Below are 19,871 nucleotides of genomic sequence, written 5' to 3'. Positions count from 1 at the left end.
ACCGCCCCTTCTCGCGACGTTTCCGGGCGAGTGTAAGCACGCCGGTTCACCCGACGCGGCCGGATGGCCGGTATCGGGCTTGATCCCGCGCGTGTGGTGACACCGGCGTCCGGCACCGCCGAAAATACGGCCATGGGGAGGCGGGTGGTGGCGTGGCTCTGCGGCGCCGCCGTCTTCTCGGCCGTGGCCGTCCTCGCGGCCCTGGGCCTGCTGCCGAGCCTCGACGACGCCGACAAGCTGGCCAGCGTCATCAGTGCCGCCGTCGGCCTGGCCGCCCTCGCCGTGGCCGTGCAGTCGCTCAGGCTCGAACGCCGCAACGGGGGCGGCGGTCCGCCCGACGACGATCCGGCGCGGCGGCTCCTGCGCGCCCTGGGAGAGCTCACCGAGGCCGTTCGCGAGCAGTGGCAGGCCGAGGCGGCCACCCGGGGCATCGGCGACAACGACCGGTTGCTGGCCCTGCGCTGGTCGGCGCGGGCCGCGTCGGTGCTCTCCGGCCCGCCCGACGTCCGCGTTCTGGACGGGTCCGAGCAGGTCGTGGCCGCCTACCGGGCCGCCGGCGCCCGGCGGCTGGTCATCGTCGGGGACGCCGGAAGCGGCAAGTCCGCGCTGGCCGTGCTGCTCACCCGGGGCCTGGCCGAGCGCCGGACCGACGCCGAACCGGCGCCGGTGTACCTGTCGCTCGCGTCGTGGAACCCGGAGGTGCAGGGCCTGCGCGCCTGGCTGGCCCGCCGCCTCGCCGAGGACTATCCCTTCCTGCGCAGCCCGGCCCGCTTCGGGACGGACATGCCCGCGCGGCTGGTGCAGCGGCGCGGCGCGCTGCTGGTCGTCCTGGACGGGCTCGACGAGATCCCGGCCGCCGCGCGCGTGCGCGCCCTGCGCGAGATCGAGCGCGCCGACCTGGCCGACCTCGTCCTCACCTGCCGCCGCGACGAGTACGAGGAGGCGCTGCGCAGCGGCGGCGTGACCGTGGCGGGCGCGGCGCAGGCCACCATCGAGCCCCTCACCGTCGGCGACCTCGACCTGGACTTCTTCACCCACGGATACGCGCCCCTGCAAGCCCAGCGCTGGATTCCCGTCCTGGATCGCATCCAGCGCCGTCCCCAGGGGCGGCTGGCCCGGACGCTGCGGACCCCGCTGATGGTGTCGCTGGCCCGCGACGTCTACCAGCATCCCGACCGCGACCCCGCAGAACTGATCCGTCCCAACGCCTTCCCCACCGAGGAGTCCATCGAGCGGCACCTGGCGCACGCGCTGATCCCCGCGCTGTTCCGGCCGCCCGCCGACGACGAGCGGCGCGGCCCCTGGGACGGCCGCGACGCCGAGCGCTGGCTGCGTTACCTGGCCGTCGCCCTGCCGCCCGACCAGCTGGAGATCCGCTGGTGGGAGCTGTCGCGGCTGGCCCGGACGAGCGATCGCGTCCTGTCGGCGACGTTCAGCGCGCTGGCGATCGGCCCGGCGATCGGGCTCGGCTTCCAGTTGCTGTGGGGCCCCTGGGCCGGGCTGGCCATCGGAGGTGTGTTCGCCCTGGTCATGGCCTGGGCGGCGGCCCGCACGCTGCCGCCGCCGTCGGCGCTGTACTTCGGCAGGCTGCGCAAGTTGTGGGCACCGCTGATGGGCGGGCTGGAGGTCGGCGCCGTCGCGGTCATCGTCTGCAGCATCCGGGAGGGACCGGAGTTCGGCGTGCCCGCCGGGCTCTTCCTCGGGGTGCCCGTCGGGTTCGTGTACGTGTGGGCCGCGCCGGACGCGACCGTCCGCACGGTGACGCCGCGCGGGCTGCTGTACCAGGACATCTGGGTGGCGCTCGTGTTCGGGATCATCTACGGCGTGACCACCGGGGGCGTCGTGGGCTTCGCCGTCGACCCATTGTACGGAGCCGCCTTCGGCCTGTTCTGCGGGCTGTCGGGCGCCTTCTTCTACGGGCCGGTGTGGCTGCTGGCGTTCCGCGTCGACAACGTCGGCGTCATCGCGTGGGTGCACTACACCTTCGCCCGGCTCGCTCTCGCGCCGCGCCGCCGCCTTCCCTGGCGGACGCTGGCGTTCCTTGAGGAGGCGCACCGGCGCGGGGCGCTGCGCCAGGTCGGAGCGGTGTACGAGTTCCGTCACCAGGTGGTGCGTGACGCCCTGGCGGCCCGTCCTCACGGCTGATTCCGCGCGCCCGGTACACGACGGCGGGCGGCAGGTTCGCCCAGACCACCGGGCTGACCGTGACGCGGGCGAACGTCGTGGTCAGCATCGCCGCGAGCCGCCGCGCGGCCGGGGTCCAGGCCGCGTGCACATAGGCGTAGGTGGTGAAGCAGCCGTCCCCGGTGAGCGCGTCGCGCACGGCTCCCATGACGGCGCGCTGCCGGTCGGCGGGCATCACCGCCCACGGAAGGCTGCTGATGACCGCGTCGACGCGTCCAGCCTCGTCCGCCCCCAGCACCCGGCCGAGGTCGGCGGCGTCCGCGCAGGCCACCTCGACGCCGGGCCAGCGCCGCGCGACCAGTCCGGCGAGCCGCGGGTTGATCTCGACCGCGACGTGCCGTCCCGGCTCCCGCCGCCGGATGCCGTCGGTCACGGCGCCGGTGCCGGGCCCCAGCTCGACCGCGACTCCCCCGGGCGGGACGACCCGCGCCAGCACGTCCGCCAACCGCCGCCCGCTCGGCGCGACGGCCCCGACCCGCAGGGGATCGCGCAGGAACTCCCGCAGCAGCACCCCGCCGTCGTGGCTCACGCCCACACCGTACCGGCGCTTGCGACACACTCGGCGGGGTGGTGGACAGGTACGGGGCATGAGCAACCCTTCCCGGGCCCCCGACCGGCGGCCCGTCTTCGAGGCGCTGTACGAGGCGGCCTACGCGGACCTGGTGAGGTTCGTCCAGCGGCGGACGCCTCCCGACCATGCCGAGGACGTCGTCGCCGACGCGTTCCTGGTCGCCTGGCGGCGCCTGGACGAGTTGCCCGAGCGCCACGAGGACGCGCGGGCCTGGCTGTTCGGCATCGCCCGGAACGTGCTTCTCAACGAGCGCCGGGGAGCCGAGCGGCGGCGGGCGCTCGGCGTGCGCCTCAGAGACGTCACCTCCCTTCCCCCGGATCTCGACCGGGACGCCGACCTGGTCGCGGACCGGCTGGACCTGGCCAGGGCCTGGGGCGACCTGTCGGAGATCCACCAGGAGGCGCTGGCCCTGACCGTCTTCGAGGAGCTGCGGGCACCGGGAGCGGCGGCCGTCCTCGGCGTCTCGCCGGTCGCGTTCCGCCTGCGCCTGAGCCGCGCCCGCCGGGCTCTCCGGCGCCGGCTGGGCCAGGTTTCCCGGCCGTCGCCGCTCCGCACCGCCGAAAGGATCACAGAGTCATGAACCGCGACCGGGACGTCCACGCCGCGTTGAAGTCCCTCGACCCCGCCGACCGGGAGATCGACCCCCGAGGCGCGCGAGCCCGCGCGGACCTCGCGCGCGTCCTCGCCGCCGAGCGGCCCGTGGTGCCGCCGCGCGGGTCGCGCGTCCGCTGGAGGCTCGCGCTCGCCGGAGGGGTGATCGCGGCCGTGGTGGCGGCGGTGGTCGCGCTGCCGTCGCTCACCGGCGGCGACAGCGCGTTCGCCACCTGGACGCCGTCCCCCGAGGGCATGTCGCCGAAAGAGCGCGCCAAGGCGGCCGACGGATGCCGTGAGACCCAGCTGGACGGTGCCGGCACCCCGTACACCGGCCAGCTGCGCGCCGCGAAGGCCGTCATCGCCGAGCGCCGGGGCGTCTGGACGACCGTGGTCCTGGCGGGCAAGGACGGGTTCGCGGCGACGTGCGTCACCGACGGCTCGGCCGGACTGTTCAGGGACTGGTTCGGCTCGGTCGGAACGCCTTTCCGCTACAGACCACCGGGCCCGCGCGACCTGGACGCGACCGACCTCGGCACCGGGATCATCGACGCCGGAAGCCTCTCCCTCGCGGCCGGCGCGGCCGGTTCCGAGGTCGCGAAGGTCGTCTACCGCAGCCGGACCCGGGGCGAGGTGGCCGCGACCGTGTCCGGAGGGCGGTTCGCGCTCTGGCTGCCGGGCGGCGAGTTCGAGAACTCCTCGCGGACGGGCGTCCAGGTCGAGGCGACCTACACCGACGGGAGCAGGGGAACCCACCGCCTGCGCCTCTGACCAGGGGCGGAGATCCCCGGGGCCGGCACGGCGGCCCCGGGGATCTTTCACATTCGGGGGCGATCTAGTGTGTTCTGGTCGCGCAACGGTGCGTGACCGGAGGGTGCGCCGTCCTGGTGGGCCGCACCGGATTGAAGGAGGTCGAACGCGTGACCGCACAGCTCCCAGAAAACAGCGCGGACGGCTACCAAAGAGGGCTCGGAACCCGCCAGATCCAGATGCTGGCCATCGGCGGGACGATCGGCACCGGCCTGTTCCTCGGGGCCGGGGAGAACATCGCCAAGGCCGGGCCGAGCCTGATCATCACCTATGCCGTCGCCGGGCTCGCGCTGTTCTTCGTCATGCGGGCGCTCGGCGAGCTGCTGACCTACCGCAGAGCGGAGGGAGGGTTCGCCGGGTACGCCCGCGAGTTCCTCGGCCCGTTCTGGGGATACGCCACGACCTGGACCTACTGGATCATCTGGGTGACGACCGGGATGGCGGAGCTGACCGCCGCCGGGAAGTACATCCAGAAGTGGTGGCCCGAGGTCGAACAGTGGCAGACGGCCCTGGTGGCGCTGGTGATCCTCTTCGCGGTCAACCTGATCTCGGTGAAGCTCTTCGGTGAGCTGGAGTTCTGGTTCGCCATGATCAAGGTCGCCGCGATCGTGATGATGATCATGGTGGGTCTCGGGGTGCTGATCTTCGGGTTCAGCGACGCCGGGGACACCGCCACCGTCAGCAACCTGTGGTCGAAGGGCGGAGTGTTCCCCGAAGGGGGCTCGGCCACGATCATGACGCTCCAGATGGTGATGTTCGCCTACCTGGGCGTCGAGCTGGTGGGCGTCACGGCCAGCGAGGCCAAGGACCCGGAGAAGAACATCCCCCGCGCGATCAACGCGCTCCCGGTGCGGTTCGCGCTGTTCTACCTCGGATCGCTGCTGGTCATCCTGTCGGTCGTGCCCTGGACGGACTTCAAGGGCGGGGCGAGCCCGTTCGTCCTGGCCTTCGACAAGATCGGCATCCCGGGCGGGGCGGACATCGTCAACTTCGTCGTGCTGACCGCGGCCCTGTCGTCCTGCAACGCGGGCGGGCTGTACTCGACGTCCCGGATGCTGCGGACGACGGGCGTGAACGGCGACGGGCCCAAGGCGCTGGCGCGGCTGAACGGGCGCGGCATCCCGGTGCTGACCGTCGTCATCTCGGCGCTGGTCATGGGCATCGGCGTCGTGGTGAACGCGATCGTTCCGGAGAAGGCGTTCGAGTACATCACGGCGGTGTCGACCGGTGGCGCCCTGATGGTGTGGGCGATCATCCTGGTCGCGCACATGATCTACCGGCGCAAGGCCAACGCCGGGGTGCTGCCCAGGACGTCCTACCGGATGCCGTGGGCCCCCTACACCAACTGGACGGTGCTGGCGTTCTTCGCGTTCGTCACCGTGACGATCGCCTGGGAGGCCGACACCCGGATCGCGCTGTACGCGATGCTGGCCTGGGTGGCGCTCATCCTGGTCGGCTGGCCGCTGGTCCGGCGCCGCTCGCGCGAGAGCGGCACCGTACAGGCGCCCGTGGCCGAGAAGACCCCGAGCGCTTGAGCGGGAGACGTCCCGGCGGCCCGGCCGCCGGGACGTCGTCCGTCCGTCAGCGGTGCGCGGCGCCCCGAGCGACCCGGCCCTTCTCCCCCGCCGCCCAGCAGCCGCCGTCGGACGCGCAGTCGACGGTGTCGAAGCTGCCGGTGTCGAAACGGGTCCACGTGCGGCCGGAGTCGAGGGTGAGGTCGCTGCCCGTGGGCCCGACCGCCACCGCGGCGGGGCCCGCGTACCTCGGCCACACCACGCCCGACCGGTACTCGGCCGGAGGACGGGGCGCGGCCCGCCACGTACGGCCGCCGTCGCTGGTCGTCGCGGCGGCGGTGGGCGAGGGCTGGCCGGGACGGTAGTCGCCGCCCACCGCGATCCCGTGCCGGGAGTCGCGGAACGCCACCGCGAACACGCCTTGGGCGGCGCCGCTGGGCAGGGGCGTGTCGGCGACCGTCCAGCTGAGCCCCCGGTCGCGGGAATGGAAGACCCGCGACCTGGAACCGCCTCCGGTGGCCAGCCACACGTCCCGCGACCCGTGGCTGACCAGGCACTGCCCGCTCGCGGCGAACCCGGCCTCGCCCTCCAGCGCGGCGGGCATCCGGGTGCCGGGCAGCACCTTCCAGGTCCGTCCCGCGTCCCGGGTGGAAATGATCCGGAACCGCCCGTCCACGGGGTCGCTCATGGCCAGCCCGTGACGCGAATCGAAGAAGGTCATGCAGTCGTAGAACGCGCGGGGGTCGTCGTTCTTGAAGCCGAGCGTCCAGGTGCGGCCGCCGTCGGAGGTGCGGTAGACGCGGGACGCCTCGCCCTCCCCGATCGCCAGGACCACGGCCCGCTTCGCGTCGAACGCCTCGATGTCGCGCAGCTCCAGGCCCTTGGCGTCGGCCGGGCCGACCTGCCGCCAAGTGCGCCCGGCGTCGGTGGTGCGCAGCACGGCGCCCCCGCTGCCCGCCACCCAGGCGACCTTCCGGCTGACCGCCGCCAGCCCCCGGAAGCGGGAGTCGACGCCCGTGGGCGTCAGCCGCCATCCGGGCTTGATTCCCGGCGCCGCCTCGGCTGCCCGCGCCTGCCCGGCACCGGGCGCCGCCAGGGACCCGGCGGCCAGGACGCCGCAGCACACCACGGCAAGGGACACTCTGCGCACCATTGCGCCCATCGGCATCATGCCCGGCAAGCTAACGAAACCTGATCAGACCGTCCAGCCCCAACCCGGTCAGGGCTTGCGCGCGAGGATGAGGCGGCAGCGCGGGCTGCCGTCCTCGCGCCGTCCCAGGCCCGTCACGGGGACGGTCGTCACGGTGAATCCGGCGGCCGTCAGGTCCTCGCGGAGCGCGCCCAAGGCACACGTGCGGTAGTACATGACGAACGGGGGACGCCACACGGCGTTCCGGACCCGCATCGCCACGTCGAATCCGAGCAGCGCCCAGTACCAGGCCGACGTGAGGGGCGGTGGCGCGCCGATGGGAAAGGCGAAGAGCCCACCGGGACGCAGCGCCCGGTACACCCCCTCGAAGACCGCGGGCCGTTCGCCTGGCAGGAAGTGCCCCAGCGCTCCGAAAGTCACCGCGAGATCGAAGCCCTCGTCGAAGGGCAGCACACGAACATCGGCCCTGACCCATTCGGCGCCGGGGTGGGCCCCGCGCGCCTCCGCGAGCATCCCCGCGCTGAAGTCGACCCCCGTGACCTCGCGGCACAGCGGTTCGAGGACGCGCATGCCCGCACCGGTGCCGCAGCACACGTCCAGCCCCCGCTCGAACGGCCCGAACGGGCGCAACGCGTCGGCGGTGGCGGCGAGCACCCTGTCGGGCGTGCGAAAGGGCGTCCGGTCGAACTTCGGCGCCAGCCGGTCGTAGCCGCCCTCGACCGACGACAACGCCTGGACCATCAGCTCGCGCAAAGAAGGACCTTGAGGCGAGAACACCGCCCCAGGCTACTTCCAGGTGCCGTCGAGGTATTCGGTGACGGCGTCGTCGATGGTCTGGGTCAGGGGGCGCGGGGTGACGCCGAGGGTGGTGAAGTCGTTGGCCGGGAGGACCACGTCGCCCGCGTTGACGCTTTCCAGCAGGGGCAGCAGGAGTGCCGGGTCGCCGCCGTTCACGGTCGTGAGGAGCCGCAGGACAAGGGAGGGCGGTTGGCGCGGGAGGGGGACGAAGGCGCGGCGTCCAGGGAGGCGGGAGGCCACGCGGCGCAGCAGGTCGTCCCAGGTGACGGTCTCGGGTCCGCCGACGCGCAGGCGGCGGCCCGCCAGCGCCGGGAGTTCGGCGGCGTTGGCCAGCGCGGCGAAGACGTCGCGGATGTCGGCCGGCTGGGTGCGGTGCCCGCGCCAGGGCGGCAGCGGGATGACGGGGCTGGTCCGGAGCATCCGCATGATCACGCGGAACGACCGGCTGCGCGGCGAGACGATCGTGAACGTGCCGATCGAGACCGAGCCCGGGACATGGGTCAGCAGGATGTCCTCGACCTCCAGCCTGCTGCGGATGTGCGGCGAGGTGCGGGCCGGGTCGGACGCGGGCGGGACGCCGAGGTAGACGACGCGGCCGACGCCCGCGTTCCGGGCGGCCGTGGCGAAGTTCAGCGCGACGCGGCGGTCACGTGCCTCGAAGCCCTCGGTGTTCCGCCGCTCGTAGGTGTTGATCAGGAAGTAGGCGACGTCGATGCCGCGCATGGCCGCGTCGAGGCCCTCGCCGGTCGCGGCGTCGGCCCGCACGCACGGCACGTCGGCCGCCACGCGGCGCGGGTCGCGGCTGAGGCCGACGACCTCGTGCCCACGGGCGAGCAGGTGGGGCGCGAGATGCCCGCCGAGGCCGCTGATCCCCGACACCAGGACCCTCATCGGAGCGGCCCGCCGGTGAGGAAGGAACCCAGGCCGTCCAGGATCTCCTGGTCGGTGGGATCGGGGTGCCCGGCGAGCCAGTCGCGGTAGGCGGTCAGGCGTGGCTCGGCCTGGCCGCTGGACAGGGTGGTGACCAGGCTCGCCGCCTCCATCGCCAGGCCGCGCGCAGCGGGACGGGTGGCGGCGTCGTGGACCATCCGCTTGATCTCCCGGACGGTCGCCGCCGGGCGTCCGGCCAGGCGGTGGGCCAGGGTGGAGGCTTCGTCTTGGAGTCCGGCGGCGGGGACGGCCCGGTGGACCAGGCCGATGCCGACCGCCTCGGACGCGGTCAGCGCGCGTCCGTCCAGGAGGAGTTCGAGTGCCCGGCCCGCGCCGACGCTGCGCACCAGGCGCTGGGTCGCGCCCGCCGCGGCCAGCACCCCGAGCCCGGATTCGGGCAGCCCGATCCGCTTGTCCTGGTTCATCAGCCGGATGTCGCAGGCGAGCGCGAACACGCAGCCCATGCCCAGCGCGAGCCCGTTGATCGCCGCGATGGTCACCTTGTCGGACCGGGTGAGCCGGGCGAGCGCGGTGGAGATCCGGGCGGCCGTCCTCAGCTGCCGCGCCGGGACGCGGGTGATCGCCCGGGCCAGCGGATAGGGCACCCGGAACGGAGCGACGCCCGCGCCATGGGCCAGCATGGGGACGTCCACGTGGGTGATGAAATTCTCGCCCTGGCCGGTGAACACCACCGCGCGGACGGTCCGGTCGCGCCGCAGCCCGGTGACGAGAGCGTCGAGCTCGGCACCCATCCGCGCGTCGAAGAAGTGCCTGGGCGGGTTGTCGAAGCGGACGGTGAGCACGCGGCCGTCCAACGAGGTGATCAGGCGCTCGGTCATGGCCGTGCCCAGTTCCTGGCGATGCGCTCGGTGAGCCGGACGGCGTCGTCGAGCGTCCGGGCGCTGACCCGGTCCGGGGTGTCGGTGCGGCGGTGCAGGTGGCCGATCCAGCCGTCGGCGAGCGACAGCAGCGAGATGGTGCGCAGCCCGGCGTGCCGGGCGAGCACCGCGTCGGTCGCGTTGGGGATGCCCGCGACCTGGAGGGGGACGTCCTCCTGGCCGGCGGCGGCGAGCGCCAGCGCGACGTCGTCGTCGGCGAACCCGGTGGAGAGCCCCTCGCGTTCCGACACGGCCAGGTCTCCGGCGCTGCCGACGGCGTCGAGGTTGACGACCAGGGTGGTGGACGGGTCCAGCCCCGGCCGGACGTCGCGCAGCCAGGCGCGCATGCCCGCGTTGCCGACCTCCTCGCCGCCGGGGAACACGACCAGCACCTCGGTGCCGGGCAGCGGGGCGGCTGCCAGCCTGCGGGCGAGTTCGAGGACGGCCGCGACGCCGCTGGCGTTGTCGTTGGCTCCCGGCGTCGTCGGCGACCGCATCGACTCGACCATCAGTGCCGCGCCCAGCGCCAGCAGGACGCGGGCGGCCCGCCGGACAGGACGCGACGGGATCGCCATCGCCACCAGACCGGCGAGCGCGGGGCCGTGGCTGGGGAGCGCCCGGCCGGTCCGGCGCGCCCGGCCACGGCTGAGCGCGACGGCGTGCGGATGCCAGACCAGGCCGGTGTGCGCGGCGTCGTGGTGGGCGAGGAGCACCAGCGTCCGCTCGGCCGTCCCCTCGGCGGGCAGCCGGGCCGACACCGAGACGCCGCGCCCGGTGGCGGCGGCCCGCTGGGCCCAGGCGATCCGTCCGCTGGTCTCCGCCTCGTACAGGCCCGCGACCGCCAGCGCGGCGACCCGGGCGAGACGTCCCGGGACGAGCCCCAGCGCGACTCCCGCGCCCAGGTACGCCAGCTGCGCGGGCGCCCAGGAGCTCGGGCCGCGGAAGGAGGACACGGTGACCTCGTCCGCCCCGATCTCCCGGAGCCGCCCCGCGATCAGCTCGGCGGAACGCCGCTCGCCCGGCGTGGTCGTGCGGCGGTCGAGGGCGGCCAGCAGGCGCAGGTCGTCGTCCAACCGGGTCGTCACGCGGACCTCGCGGGCACGGCGAACCCGGCGATCGCGTCGGCGAGCAGGCGGGGCTGGTCGCGGCACACCAGCGCATAGCTGTCGGGGATCTCGACCAGCCGTGCGTCCGGCAGGATCCGGGCCCACCGCTCGGCGTGCGCGAAGGGGAAGTACGGCAGCTCGCGCGGCCAGACCAGCAGGACCGGCCGGGTGAAGCCGCGCAGGGTCTCCGCCGCCGCCAGGGTCGAGCGGCGGTCGATGGCCGCGATGAACCGCGCGGTGTCGCGGGCGATGCGCCGGTCGGCGACCAGCGGGCGCACCCATCGGGCGGTGTCGTCCGGGTCGAGCGGGCGGCGGCTCAGCCAGCGGTAGCCGATCCGCCGCGCCCACGCGGCCCGCAGCGGCTGCGCCGCGACCCCGAGCAGGCCGGGCACCTTGGAGAGGTACTGCAACCCCCGAAGCGACGGGGGAAGGAAGTTGCCGAACGAGTCGCACGGGGTGAGCACGACCCGTCCGACCTTCTCGCAGCCGTCGGCGAGCAGCAGCTGGACGACCGCGCCCCCGGTGTCGGTGCCCACGAGCGTGACGTCGGACAGGCCGAGGACGTCGATGAACTCGCGGACCATCCGGGCGACCCCGAGCGGGCTCAGATCGGCCGAGTGCCGCATCGGCAACGTATGCGCCCCGAGCGGAAGGTCAGGAGAAACGCACCGGAAATCGCGTCCGAGCGCCTCGACGGCCGGGCGCCACACCGTCCCGTCGTGGAAGAGGCCGTGCACGAAGACCAGGACGGGTCCCTCCCCTCCGGTGTCGCGAAACCGGACCGGACCCGACGACAACTCGACGACCTGCGTCACGGAGAACTCCTTTCGCCGACCCTGAGTCGGTGAACGACTTGAGGTCAACAAGTATCATCGCGTCCTATGAGTGAAGTCAAGGGCGGCCGGCGGCAGCTCTCCGCCGCCCAGACCCGGGCCGCGATCCTGGAATCGGCGCGCGAACTGTTCGTCGGACGCGGGTTCGACGCCACCGCCATCAGCGACATCGGCGCGGCGGCCCGGGCCAGCAAGGGCACCGTCTACCACCACTTCACCGACAAGCAGGAGATCTTCGCCGAGGTCTTCACCACCGTGCAGTCGGCGGTCATCGGCCCCGCGATCGAGGCGATGGCGGGGGCGGGAACCGCGTGGGAGCGACTCGAACGCGGCACCCGCGCCTTCCTGCGCGGCTACGCCGACGACCCCTCGGCCCGCGCGATCCTGCGCCAGGCGCAGGGCGTCCTCGGCTGGGACCGCGTCCGCGAGCTCGACGAGGCCACCGCCATCCCGCTCATCCGCGCGGGCCTCGCCCAGTTCATCGCCGACGGCGAGATCCACCCCGTCCGCGTCGACGCCGCCGCCGAGCTCATCTTCAGCGTCTACTGCAACGCCGTCCTGATCGTCGCCGCCGCCGACGACCCCGACCAGGCCGCCACCGACGTCGAGACCATCGTCCTCTCCCTCCTCGGCGGCCTCAGGACGCCCTGACGCCCCGAAGGCCACGGGGTGAACGTCGCGTCAAGCACCGGGAACTTGACCATAAACAGATGGTTATGGTGCTGAGTGCATCATGCATCGTTGACCTATTGCGCCTTTAACAAAAGATGGCCAAGAATCGGGGCAGCCGCCGGGCGGCCAAAGTAAAGTCACCGAATTTATTCCGCTCTAATTTTCGGGACGGATCTCGGCTGCCATGGGACAACGATGTCCAATGCCGGTCGGCGGCCGGCAGGGCATCTACTCAATGGAGAGGAAGGCCGCCGCGATGACACTCATGACAAGGGGCACGCGCACCATCGAGAGCTGGGGCGACAGGCTGCTCAGCCGCATCGTCCCGAGCATCTCGGCCCACGCGGGCGACTCGTGGTACGAGGACTGCTCGTGCCGGTGCCACACGATCTGCCAGCGCCAATGCAAGATCGGCTACGGCGGCAGGATCACCTGCGGCTCGTGCAACGTCAACTGCCGCTACACCGCCGGCTGCTCCAGCTGCTGACGTCGGTCGACAAAGGCTGCCGACATTGAGTCGTTACCTGCATTTCGCGGATCTGGTGCTCGTCGCCGTGGTGTTCGCTGTCGCGGCAATCGCCAAAGGCAGGTCATCGGATGCCTTCCGTGAATTCACCCGATCAATTCGGCGGCTCGGCGTGCCCGTTCCCGGAACGGGCACGCCGGTGGCCGCCGCAATTATCGCAACCGAATCCGCCATCGCGGTTCTGCTCACCTGGTCGGCAGCGCTCGCCGCCGCCGGGGTCGCGGGCCCGTGGCGGACGATCCCCGGCGTGGCGGGTCTCGCCCTGGCGGCGGCGCTGCTGATCCTGTTCAGCGCCGGCATCTACGCGGGCCTGCGCCGCGGCGGATCGGCGACCTGCCAGTGCTTCGGCCCGTCGGCCACGGTGCTCGGCGTGCCGCACATCGTCCGCAACCTCCTGCTGGGCGGTCTGGCCGCCACCGGCGCCCTCCTTCCGGGCGGGACGGGCGAGACGGCCGGAATGGCCCTGGCCGCGTGCTCGGGGGTGGTGGTGGCCCTGCTGGTCATCGCCTCCGACGACCTCGTCCAGCTCTTCCGCGCCGACATCGCGGCGCCCTCGAACTAAGCAAGGAGCCTCCCATGCCATTTCTGATCGCCGCGGTCGTTCTCGTCGGGGCCGTGTGTCTGGTCGATCTCGTCCTGACCCTCGGCACCGTACGGCGCCTGCGCGCCCACACCGCGCTCATCGAGCATCTGCTGTCCAAGCTCACCTCGTCCCCGAAAACGATGCTGGACGCGGGCGAGCGGGTCGGCGCCTTCTCCGCGCTCAGCACCGACGGCGAGCTGATCACCCGCGAGTCGTTGACCCAGGGCGCCGAGACGGCCCTGGTCGGGTTCTTCTCCCCCGACTGCGACGCGTGCCGCGAGAAGATGCCGGACTTCATCCGCAGGGCCGAGGACTCGCCCGGTGCGATCGCCGTGGTGGTGGGGCAGGAGGCCGCGAGCAAGGAGCTGGTCGCCTCGTTCGCGCTCCAGCGGGTCGCCCGGCTGGTGTACGAGCGTTCCGGCGAGTCGGCCATGGCCACCGCCTTCGGCGTCAAGGCGTTCCCGGCGGTCGGCGTCGTGGACGAGACCGGCGTCCTCCAGGCCGGTGACGACCACGAGCACGACCATGATCACGACCACGTGGTCATGGAACACCGGTGAGCGGTTCCCGCTCACCGTTCACTTCCCGGCGTGACCTGCTGCGCAACAGCGCCGACGCGATCGTGCTCGCGATCCGCGCCGCGCCGGGCGTGGCCACCGCGCAGATCGTCGCGACCCTCGCGGTCGGGGTGGTCCCGGTGGCCACGGCCTGGGCGACCAAGCTCATCCTGGACCGGGTCGTGGCGCAGGCGCCGCGCGAGGAGCTGCTCTGGCTGATCGCGGTGGTGGTCGGCATCGGCTGCGGCAACCTGGTGCTGGCGCATCTGGCCCGCTACCTGACCGCCGAACTCGGCCGGGCGGTCGCGCTGGACGCCCAGGACCGGCTCTACACGGCCGTCAACCGGCAGACCGGACTGTCCCGGCTGGAGGACCCCGGCTTCCGCGACCATCTGCGGCTGGCCCAGCAGGCGGGCCGGGCGGGCCCCGGCCAGGTGCTGGACGGGACCGTCGGCATGGCCCAGGGCGCGCTGACGCTGGTCGGCTTCCTCGGGGCGCTGGCGGTGCTCTATCCGCCGATGGCGCTCCTGCTCCTGGTGGCGGCGATCCCGGGCATCGTGCCCGAGCTCGCCCTGAGCAGGCGGCGCGCGCAGATGATCTGGGGCGTCGGGCCCGCCGAGCGCCGCGAGCTGTTCTACAGCGACCTGCTGACCAGCCTGACGGCCGCCAAGGAGGTGCGGCTGTTCGGGCTCGGCGACCTGTTCCGCACCAGGATGCTCACCGAGATCAGGACGGCGCACCGGGAGCGGCGGCGCATGGACGTGCGCGAGGCCCGGGTGCACATCGCGCTGGCCGTGCTGTCGGCGCTGATCTCCGGGGCGGGACTGACGTGGGCCGTCCTCATGGCTGCCAAGGGCCGGCTCTCCGTCGGCGACGTCGTGGTCTTCGTCGCCGGTGTCGCGGGCACTCAGACGGCGCTCAGCGCCATCATCAGCCGGTTCGCGGGCACCCACCACGCGCTGCTGCTGTTCGGGCACTTCCGCCACGTGACCGCCCTCGAACCCGACCTGCCGCCCGAGCGCTCCCCCGCGCTGACGTCCCCGGTGGCGGGGGCGGGCATCGAGTTCCAGGACGTCTGGTTCCGCTACGGCGACGACCTCCCGTGGACGCTGCGCGGGGTGAACCTGACCCTCCCGATGGGACGCTCGCTCGGGCTGGTCGGCCCGAACGGCGCGGGCAAGAGCACGATCGTCAAGCTGCTGTGCCGCTTCTACGACCCGACCCGGGGCCGCGTCCTCTGGGACGGCGTCGACATCGCGTCCCTGCCCGTCGAGGACCTGCGGCAGCGGATCGGCGCGGTCTTCCAGGACTACATGTCCTACGACCTGACGGCCGCCGAGAACATCGGGATCGGCGACACCCGGGTGATGGACGACCGGGCGAAGATCGAGCTGGCGGCGCGGGAGGCCGACGTCCATCAGACCCTGGCCGCCCTGCCCCGGGGCTACGAGACGCTGCTGTCCCGGACGTTCTTCCTGGAGGTCGACGGCCCCGGCCGCGATGAGGACGACCCCGAAACCGGGGTGCTGCTGTCGGGCGGGCAGTGGCAGCGGGTGGCGCTGGCGCGGGCCTTCCTGCGCTCCGGCCGCGACCTGCTCATCCTCGACGAGCCGAGCTCGGGCCTCGACCCGCAGGCCGAGCACGACGTCCATGCCCGGCTGCGCGAGTTCCGGCGCGGCGCCACCAGCCTGCTGATCTCGCACCGGCTCGGCGCCGTCCGCGACGCGGACCGGATCGCGGTGCTGGACGAGGGCCGGGTCCGCGAGACCGGCACGCATGCAGAACTGCTCGCCGATGACGGGCTCTACGCCCGGCTGTTCCGGCTCCAGGCCAGCGGTTACGACACGGAGGTGCCCGCGTGAGCGCGGTGAAGGCCCTCGCCCTGCTCCTGGTCGCGGCGGCGGGGCTGCGGGCCCTGCGCCGCCGCCTGGTCGTGGTGACCGTGCACGGCCCCAGCATGGAGCCCTCGCTCCACCATGGGGACCGGCTCCTGGTCCGCGTCCTGCCGCCGAACCGGCTGGCCCGGGGGCAGGTGATCGTGCTGGCCGACCCGGAGGGCGGGCACGAGTGGCTCATCAAACGGCTGGCCGCGCGGCCCGGTGACCCGGTGCCGCACGACCGGGTCCCGGAGATCACCGATGCGCGGGTTCCGCGCGGAAGCCTCATCGTGCTGGGCGACAACGCCGCTCGCAGCAGGGACTCGCGCGCGTTCGGCTACTACGAGGCCGGGTCCGTGCTGGGCGCCGCCGTCCGCAGGCTGCCGAACCGCCACGCGTCCCGCTGAGACAGGCGTTGCGGCCCCGGGGCCACTAGAATCCCCCAGGTGACCGGCTACGATGATCTTGATGCGTTCGAGGGCCTGGACACCTCGGCCCTGCCCCCGCGCCAGCAGCGAATCCTGGTCACGATCCGCGACTGGGTGGTCAGGCACGGGTACGCGCCCAGCACCCGGCAGATCGGGGACGCCGTCGGCCTGCGCTCGGCGTCGTCGGTGTCGCGGCACCTGGCGAGCCTGGAGGACAAGGGCTTCCTGCGGCGCGCCCCGTCGATGTCCCGGCCCATCGACGTGCGCGCCTTCCTCCAGGACCGGGCGGTGCGGGAACCCGCCGACGGCCCGGTGACCGTGCCCGTGGTGGGCGACATCGCCGCCGGGACGCCGATCGCCGCCGAACAGCACATGGACGACACCCTGTCCCTCCCCCGCGAGCTCACCGGGCGCGGCACCGTCTTCGGCCTGCGCGTGCGCGGCGACTCGATGATCGACGCCGCGATCTGCGACGGCGACATCGTCGTGGTCAGGCAGCAGGCCGAGGCCCACTCGGGCCAGATCGTCGCCGCGATGATCGACGGCGAGGCCACCGTCAAGGTGTACCGGCGCCGCGACGGCCACGTCCGGCTCGAACCCCGCAACCCGGCCTACGACGTCATCGACGGCGACGACGCGGCCGTCCTGGGCATCGTGGTCTCGGTGCTCCGCAACGTCTGACGCGTTCGCGCGCGGTGGTCACTCGCGGCGGGTGAGCGTCCGGTCGAGGATGACGACCGGCACCAGCGCGGCGGCCAGGGCGGCGCCGATCCAGGTGACCGAGGTGATGCCCGCGCCCGCGCTGAGCGCGGTCCCGGCCAGCACGGGGACCAGGCTGATGCCCAGCTGGAACGCCGAGACGGTGGTGGCCCCGGCGAGGGTGGGCGCCGCCGACGCGATGGCGAAGACCCGCCCGTAGACGGCCGGGTTCAGGACGAAGCCCGCGATCCCGAGGAGGAGCACCAGCGGGACGACGGCCCACGCGTGCTCGGCGAGGACCGCCAGCAGGACCGAGCAGGCCAGGATCCCGATCGCCCCGGCCAGGAGGGCGTGGGTGGGCCTGCGGTCGGCGATCCGTCCCCCGATGGACAGACCGGCGAAGGCGCCCACGCCGAACAGCGCGAGGATCGCCGGGACCCAGACGCCGGGGACGCCGGTGACATCGGTCAGGAACGGCGCGAGGTAGTTGAACGAGACCATGTACGCGGCGGTGCTCAGGATCGTGGCGGCGAACACGATCCACAGCTGGGGCCGCCGCAGGGTGACCAGTTCGCGGCGCACGCTGGGCTCCGCGCCGCCGCTCGCGGCGGGCATCGCGACCAGCGTCAGGACCGCGCCGGTGGCGGTCAGGGCGGCCACGCCCCAGAACCCGCCCCGCCAGCCGGTGAAGTAGCTGAGCAGCGCGCCCGCCGGGCCTCCGGCGATCATCGCGAGGCTGAGCCCGCTGACCACGACGCCGGAGGCGCGCGCGGTGCGGTCGGGCGTGACCAGGCCGATCGCGGTCACCGCCGCGACCGCCCAGTACCCCGCGTAGGCCAGTCCGCACAGGAACCGGGTGATCAGCAGCACCGTGTAGTCGTCGGCCAGCAGACCGGCGGTCACCGAGGCGGCGAAGACGGCCTGGGTGGTCACCAGCGTGGTCCGCCGCGGCCAGCGCAGCGTCAGGATCGCCAGGGGCGGCCCGCCCAGGACGACCCCGATGGCGAAGGCCGAGATCAGCGCCCCCGCGGACGACAGCGTGATCTCCAGGTCGTCCGCGATCGCCGGGAGGACCCCGGCCAGCAGGAACTCCGCGCTGCCCATCGCGAACAGGTTGAAGGCGAGCAGGTAGACGCCGAGCGGCAGCCTTCCGCGGGTGACCGGGGTCCGCTTCTCCGTGGCCTCGGTGGTCATCGGTCCTCACCTCGGGCGGCGACGCGGTGGCGTTCGACGGCGTGGTCGACGTCCTCGTCCAGCAGGTCGTTGTTGAGGGCGAAGGCGGCGGCGGACCCCATGCCGGCGGCGGTGACGACCTGGGCGCGGGGGTCGACGACGTTGCCCGCGGCCCAGACCCCGGCGACACTGGTGCGGCCGGTGCGGTCGGCGGTGACCCAGCCGTCGTCGCCGGTGGCGCAGCCGAGCCCGGTCAGCAGTTCGTCCCGAGGGACCGGGCGGGGGAACACGAAGGCCGCGGCGCGGGGGACGACCCGCCCGTCGGTCAGCGCGACGCCGCGCAGCCGGCCGCCGCCGATGTCGACCCGTCCCCGGACGACCCGGACGCCGTACCGGGCGACCTCCGCCCGGCCGAGTTCAAGCAGCGTCCCCGGGACAGGCCGTCGCGGGACAGGAAACCGTGCATATGCGCGGCGGGCGCGTTGCGCGGCTCGCCCGCGTCCAGCACGACCACCTCGCGGTGGGCGCGTCCCAGCAGCAGCGCGGCGTTCAGCCCGGCCGCCCCGGCCCCGACCACCACCACGTCGTTCAGCTCGTTGATCATGGCGATCACCTCCGCGCCGATGGTGCGGCGCCCGGTGACACACTGACAACATTCGTTGCCAATTCCGGGACGCGGGCGCTTGGATGGCGGCATGGACGCGCAATCCCCGGTCGCCGCGACGCTGGCGCAGGTCGGCCCCCGCCTCAAACGCATCCGCACCCGGCGCGGCGTCAGCCTGTCGGAGGCCACCGGCATCTCCAAGAGCACGCTGTCGAGGCTGGAGACGGGCCAGCGCCGTCCGAGCCTGGAGCTCCTGCTGCCGCTCGCGCAGGCCCACCAGGTGCCGCTGGACGAGCTGGTCGGCGCGCCGGAGGTCGGCGATCCCCGCGTCCGCGCCAAGCCCAGCATCCGCAACGGACGCACGGTCATCCCCCTGACCACCCAGCCGGGGGCCATTCAGGCGTGGAAGTCGGTCATCCCGGCCGAGCAGAACCGGCCGGAGCCCGTCACCCACGAGGGATACGAGTGGCTGTACGTGCTGTCCGGCCGCATCCGGCTGATCGTGGCCGAGCACGACCTGATCCTGGGGCCGGGCGAGGCCGCCGAGTTCGACACCCGCCTGCCGCACTGGTTCGGGCCCACGGGCGAGTCACCGGCGGAGGTCCTCAACCTGTTCGGCCGCCAGGGAGAGCGCATGCACATCCGCGCCAAGCCCCGCACCCGGAAGACCTGAGCCCGGCTCTCTCAGCCCTCGCGGCGCCTGGACTTGGTCACCACGGCGCCGAACATCGCCAGGCCGCTGATCACCACGCGCGGCGCGCCCGGCCTGACCTGGGCGGCGCGCCGGTCGAACCCGCCGAACAGGCCGTATCCCCTGACCTCGACCTCGATGTCGTCCGGGACGACGATCTCGGTGCCGCCCCACAGGGCGATGGCGCGGATCCGGACCTCGCGCTCGGCGAAGCGGGCGTCGCGCAGGTCGAGCTCGCCACCGCCGAACATCGACACGGCCGTGAATCGGCCCGGGGCTACCCACCGCCCTCGGCGCGAGAACCAGCCGAACATGCCCAGGGCGCCCCGCGAGGTGGGCTCCTGGCTCACCACCAGCGAGTCGGCGGGTGAAGGCTCGGGCAGGCCGCGCACCGCCGTGTCCAGCTCGGAGTGGGTCCTGGCCAGGTAGACCTCGCTGAGACGCTGGTCGAATTCCTCAAGGCTGAGGCGCCCCTCCACGGCCGCGTGACGCACGCGTTCGGCCGCCCGCTCGCGCTCGGCGTCGGAGGCCAGCGTCCGGGAGTTCTGTACGGGTTGCGGCTTTCCCATGGGGCTTCGTCCTGTTCGTGGGCGTCGGTCCGATCATGATGGCATCTTATTCTCCATTTGGCCAACAAAGCCGGTGCAGCTCACTGAGCAGCGATGTCGTCACGTCTACGGAGGCCGCGGCCCGGTG

22 protein-coding genes are annotated in these 19,871 nt (G+C 73.2%); 12 read left to right on the top strand and 10 right to left on the bottom strand.

Annotated features, from left to right (window positions below; translation table 11 throughout):
- The first annotated feature begins 132 nt into the window (after window positions 1-132).
- From ACQPY4_RS09665 to ACQPY4_RS09650, 4 genes are all read left to right on the top strand, one after another.
- Entirely contained in the window at window positions 133-2,145 is a 2,013-nt protein-coding gene (locus tag ACQPY4_RS09665; RefSeq protein ID WP_433334642.1) for an NACHT domain-containing protein, read from the top strand.
- A 626-nt stretch (window positions 2,146-2,771) separates the two neighbouring features.
- The gene (locus ACQPY4_RS09660) at window positions 2,772-3,335 is read left to right on the top strand and encodes an RNA polymerase sigma factor (protein WP_433334640.1); all 564 of its coding nucleotides are present in this window, start codon (window positions 2,772-2,774) and stop codon (window positions 3,333-3,335) included.
- Window positions 3,332-4,117: a hypothetical protein gene (locus ACQPY4_RS09655; protein WP_433334638.1), complete on the top strand. Its 786-nt coding sequence runs from the start codon at window positions 3,332-3,334 to the stop codon at window positions 4,115-4,117. The genes ACQPY4_RS09660 and ACQPY4_RS09655 overlap by 4 nt, the downstream gene beginning before the upstream one ends.
- A 149-nt stretch (window positions 4,118-4,266) precedes the next feature.
- Entirely contained in the window at window positions 4,267-5,691 is a 1,425-nt protein-coding gene (locus ACQPY4_RS09650) for an amino acid permease (RefSeq protein WP_433334636.1), read from the top strand.
- Window positions 5,692-5,737: 46 nt separating this feature from the next.
- Here ACQPY4_RS09650 and ACQPY4_RS09645 read toward each other — a convergent pair whose 3' ends face one another.
- The 6 genes from ACQPY4_RS09645 to ACQPY4_RS09620 all read right to left on the bottom strand — a co-directional run bounded on the left by ACQPY4_RS09645 (window position 5,738) and on the right by ACQPY4_RS09620 (window position 11,347).
- Window positions 5,738-6,811: a WD40/YVTN/BNR-like repeat-containing protein gene (locus tag ACQPY4_RS09645; RefSeq protein ID WP_433334634.1), complete on the bottom strand. Its 1,074-nt coding sequence runs from the start codon at window positions 6,809-6,811 to the stop codon at window positions 5,738-5,740.
- Between the two features lie 78 nt (window positions 6,812-6,889).
- Window positions 6,890-7,573: a class I SAM-dependent DNA methyltransferase gene (locus ACQPY4_RS09640; RefSeq protein ID WP_433334632.1), complete on the bottom strand. Its 684-nt coding sequence runs from the start codon at window positions 7,571-7,573 to the stop codon at window positions 6,890-6,892.
- 33 nt (window positions 7,574-7,606) lie between these two features.
- Window positions 7,607-8,497 carry an NAD(P)H-binding protein gene (locus ACQPY4_RS09635; RefSeq protein WP_433334630.1) on the bottom strand — a complete coding sequence of 297 codons (891 nt, stop codon included), beginning with the start codon at window positions 8,495-8,497 and terminating at the stop codon, window positions 7,607-7,609.
- A gap of 8 nt (window positions 8,498-8,505) precedes the next feature.
- Window positions 8,506-9,387, bottom strand: a complete 882-nt coding sequence (locus tag ACQPY4_RS09630; protein WP_433334628.1) for an enoyl-CoA hydratase/isomerase family protein — start codon at window positions 9,385-9,387, stop codon at window positions 8,506-8,508.
- On the bottom strand, window positions 9,384-10,511 hold the full coding sequence (locus tag ACQPY4_RS09625; RefSeq protein WP_433334626.1) for a M28 family metallopeptidase: 1,128 nt from the start codon (window positions 10,509-10,511) through the stop codon (window positions 9,384-9,386). The genes ACQPY4_RS09630 and ACQPY4_RS09625 overlap by 4 nt, the downstream gene beginning before the upstream one ends.
- Entirely contained in the window at window positions 10,508-11,347 is an 840-nt protein-coding gene (locus tag ACQPY4_RS09620; protein WP_433334623.1) for an alpha/beta fold hydrolase, read from the bottom strand. The genes ACQPY4_RS09625 and ACQPY4_RS09620 overlap by 4 nt, the downstream gene beginning before the upstream one ends.
- Before the next feature lie 66 nt (window positions 11,348-11,413).
- Here ACQPY4_RS09620 and ACQPY4_RS09615 point away from each other — a divergent pair, with 66 nt between their 5' ends.
- From ACQPY4_RS09615 to lexA, 7 genes are all read left to right on the top strand, one after another.
- A complete protein-coding gene (locus ACQPY4_RS09615) occupies window positions 11,414-12,016 on the top strand; it encodes a TetR/AcrR family transcriptional regulator (protein WP_433334621.1) in 603 nt (200 codons plus the stop codon).
- A gap of 286 nt (window positions 12,017-12,302) precedes the next feature.
- Entirely contained in the window at window positions 12,303-12,524 is a 222-nt protein-coding gene (locus ACQPY4_RS09610; RefSeq protein WP_433334619.1) for a hypothetical protein, read from the top strand.
- 55 nt (window positions 12,525-12,579) lie between these two features.
- Window positions 12,580-13,125 (top strand): MauE/DoxX family redox-associated membrane protein, encoded by a 546-nt coding sequence (locus ACQPY4_RS09605; RefSeq protein WP_433338868.1) that lies wholly within the window; start codon window positions 12,580-12,582, stop codon window positions 13,123-13,125.
- 14 nt (window positions 13,126-13,139) lie between these two features.
- Window positions 13,140-13,706, top strand: a complete 567-nt coding sequence (locus tag ACQPY4_RS09600; protein ID WP_433334617.1) for a TlpA family protein disulfide reductase — start codon at window positions 13,140-13,142, stop codon at window positions 13,704-13,706.
- On the top strand, window positions 13,703-15,565 hold the full coding sequence (locus tag ACQPY4_RS09595; RefSeq protein WP_433334615.1) for an ABC transporter ATP-binding protein: 1,863 nt from the start codon (window positions 13,703-13,705) through the stop codon (window positions 15,563-15,565). Before ACQPY4_RS09600 ends, ACQPY4_RS09595 begins: the two co-directional genes overlap by 4 nt.
- Window positions 15,562-15,987, top strand: coding sequence for a S26 family signal peptidase (locus ACQPY4_RS09590; protein WP_433334613.1), 426 nt, complete (start codon window positions 15,562-15,564; stop codon window positions 15,985-15,987). The genes ACQPY4_RS09595 and ACQPY4_RS09590 overlap by 4 nt, the downstream gene beginning before the upstream one ends.
- 39 nt (window positions 15,988-16,026) lie before the next feature.
- On the top strand, window positions 16,027-16,689 hold the full coding sequence (gene lexA, locus ACQPY4_RS09585; RefSeq protein ID WP_433334611.1) for a transcriptional repressor LexA: 663 nt from the start codon (window positions 16,027-16,029) through the stop codon (window positions 16,687-16,689).
- A gap of 18 nt (window positions 16,690-16,707) precedes the next feature.
- On the opposite strand, the gene ACQPY4_RS09580 is transcribed toward lexA, so the two are convergent.
- From ACQPY4_RS09580 to ACQPY4_RS09570, 3 genes are read right to left on the bottom strand one after another with little or no spacing between them, the layout of a single operon-like run.
- Entirely contained in the window at window positions 16,708-17,901 is a 1,194-nt protein-coding gene (locus ACQPY4_RS09580; protein ID WP_433334609.1) for an MFS transporter, read from the bottom strand.
- Window positions 17,898-18,170: an FAD-dependent oxidoreductase gene (locus tag ACQPY4_RS09575; RefSeq protein WP_433334607.1), complete on the bottom strand. Its 273-nt coding sequence runs from the start codon at window positions 18,168-18,170 to the stop codon at window positions 17,898-17,900. Before ACQPY4_RS09575 ends, ACQPY4_RS09580 begins: the two co-directional genes overlap by 4 nt.
- A gap of 35 nt (window positions 18,171-18,205) precedes the next feature.
- Window positions 18,206-18,484 (bottom strand): FAD-dependent oxidoreductase, encoded by a 279-nt coding sequence (locus tag ACQPY4_RS09570; protein ID WP_433334605.1) that lies wholly within the window; start codon window positions 18,482-18,484, stop codon window positions 18,206-18,208.
- A gap of 91 nt (window positions 18,485-18,575) precedes the next feature.
- On the opposite strand from ACQPY4_RS09570, the gene ACQPY4_RS09565 reads away from it, so the two are divergent.
- Window positions 18,576-19,157, top strand: coding sequence for a helix-turn-helix domain-containing protein (locus ACQPY4_RS09565; RefSeq protein WP_433334603.1), 582 nt, complete (start codon window positions 18,576-18,578; stop codon window positions 19,155-19,157).
- 11 nt (window positions 19,158-19,168) lie between these two features.
- Here the strand turns inward: ACQPY4_RS09565 and ACQPY4_RS09560 are convergent, their stop codons facing one another.
- Entirely contained in the window at window positions 19,169-19,744 is a 576-nt protein-coding gene (locus tag ACQPY4_RS09560) for a DUF1707 SHOCT-like domain-containing protein (RefSeq protein ID WP_433334601.1), read from the bottom strand.
- Window positions 19,745-19,871 lie beyond the last annotated feature (127 nt).

This window comes from Spirillospora sp. CA-294931 (assembly GCF_050946795.1).
GTDB lineage: Bacteria > Actinomycetota > Actinomycetes > Streptosporangiales > Streptosporangiaceae > Spirillospora.
Note: the sequence above shows the minus strand (reverse complement) of the source record. Positions and strands in the feature narration are given on the sequence as shown.

Bases quoted from the DNA above. Each gene is read 5' to 3' on its own strand.
- ACQPY4_RS09665 (WP_433334642.1), top strand. From the start codon at position 133: ATGGGGAGGCGGGTGGTGGCGTGGCTCTGCGGCGCCGCCGTCTTCTCG.
- ACQPY4_RS09660 (WP_433334640.1), top strand. From the start codon at position 2,772: ATGAGCAACCCTTCCCGGGCCCCCGACCGGCGGCCCGTCTTCGAGGCG.
- ACQPY4_RS09655 (WP_433334638.1), top strand. From the start codon at position 3,332: ATGAACCGCGACCGGGACGTCCACGCCGCGTTGAAGTCCCTCGACCCC.
- ACQPY4_RS09630 (WP_433334628.1), bottom strand. From the start codon at position 9,387: ATGACCGAGCGCCTGATCACCTCGTTGGACGGCCGCGTGCTCACCGTC.
- ACQPY4_RS09615 (WP_433334621.1), top strand. From the start codon at position 11,414: ATGAGTGAAGTCAAGGGCGGCCGGCGGCAGCTCTCCGCCGCCCAGACC.
- ACQPY4_RS09610 (WP_433334619.1), top strand. From the start codon at position 12,303: ATGACAAGGGGCACGCGCACCATCGAGAGCTGGGGCGACAGGCTGCTC.
- ACQPY4_RS09600 (WP_433334617.1), top strand. From the start codon at position 13,140: ATGCCATTTCTGATCGCCGCGGTCGTTCTCGTCGGGGCCGTGTGTCTG.
- ACQPY4_RS09580 (WP_433334609.1), bottom strand. From the start codon at position 17,901: ATGACCACCGAGGCCACGGAGAAGCGGACCCCGGTCACCCGCGGAAGG.
- ACQPY4_RS09570 (WP_433334605.1), bottom strand. From the start codon at position 18,484: ATGATCAACGAGCTGAACGACGTGGTGGTGGTCGGGGCCGGGGCGGCC.
- ACQPY4_RS09565 (WP_433334603.1), top strand. From the start codon at position 18,576: ATGGACGCGCAATCCCCGGTCGCCGCGACGCTGGCGCAGGTCGGCCCC.
- ACQPY4_RS09560 (WP_433334601.1), bottom strand. From the start codon at position 19,744: ATGGGAAAGCCGCAACCCGTACAGAACTCCCGGACGCTGGCCTCCGAC.